Below are 1150 nucleotides of genomic sequence, written 5' to 3'. Positions count from 1 at the left end.
TCCAGCGCTGGGGTGTCTACATTGCCGCCTTGCTTGGTCAATTCTGGGTTCAGACACCACTCGCCGTTGTATTCCACCGACTGCCGCAGGTGCGGGGGCTTCAGGTCCAGCCCAGGATCAACAATTAAAGCTGCTGTACGACGACGTTGGATTTCGAGCGCGTTTCTCGGCAGGCGCGTCTCCAGGTGCGGGGGAACCTCAGCGGGGGGTTCGGCCGGTAAACCGCTGGTAATCCACGCACATTGCAGCGTGAGTGATCGCCACGGCTTGCGGCGCGCCAACCACCCCCGGGAAATCGAGAAACGCAGCACATTCCCCGCCACGGCATCCGCAGCAGTCAATACATAGTCATACACCACCGTGTAGAACACGTGTCGAGCCGCATCTTGCTCGGTAGCGACCGTGCAGTAGAGCTTATCCCCTGCTTTGGCAAGAGGTGGGACCGGCACAAGTACCGTCTCGTCGCCTGTGTGATCACGCATGTCATACGTTGGCGTGTTATGAACAATTTTTTCGTGAAGCAAGTGGGGCGCAAGGTCGTCACTTTCGTCTGCTGGGTAAAACGATATGCCTACTTCTTTCACCAACGAAGCTGCTGCTTGCCCCTGCGCCCTTCCCGTATAGGAAATAAGGGCCGTAAACCCCATCAGCTTTGTCAGATAATCCAGTGGAATATCGATGTGCCTGGCCCCAGCTTCACCGCTTGAATCCACAATGTCCTCTAATACCAGTTCCGGTACCTCTTTTGCACTGAACTTGACGGTGATAGGCGAACTGTCCATACGAGCGTCGACCGTCAAGTACGAACCCGGCATCAGAGAGGGAACAACGATGCTATCCACTTCACTGGACACTACCGGGGCATCTACTTCCTGAGCATTTGGCGTGGTCGATCGAGGCGTTGCTTTTGCTTTAGCCATGATAAGAACTCCGTATTCAGGGTCAGCACCCTCAGCCAGTCCGAGGCCGAGGGTTTCCCCTGTAGTGAGCTCTATTTAACGAGTTCGCGCCTACTGTCAGAATTGACAGTTCTGACGAAGACTCACGACTTTCCCGATCAACGGTTAACTCACAGCCCCTCCAATTCCGCCACCCCGGCGATTTTCTACCTGGATGACAAGGGTGGGTTGCAGCAACAGCAGGGGGCGCC

General features: G+C 55.8%; 1 protein-coding gene. It reads right to left on the bottom strand.

Going from position 1 to position 1150, the window contains the following annotated elements; all coding sequences use genetic code 11:
* Positions 1–920 (bottom strand): hypothetical protein (locus AOA60_RS07525; protein ID WP_143522395.1); only part of this gene is annotated, 920 nt, incomplete at its 3' end.
* Positions 921–1150: the final 230 nt, after the last annotated feature.

The organism is Pseudomonas sp. 2822-17, from assembly GCF_002742485.1.
In the GTDB taxonomy this organism is placed as follows: Bacteria; Pseudomonadota; Gammaproteobacteria; order Pseudomonadales; family Pseudomonadaceae; genus Aquipseudomonas; species Aquipseudomonas cyclaminis.
Note: the sequence above shows the minus strand (reverse complement) of the source record. Positions and strands in the feature narration are given on the sequence as shown.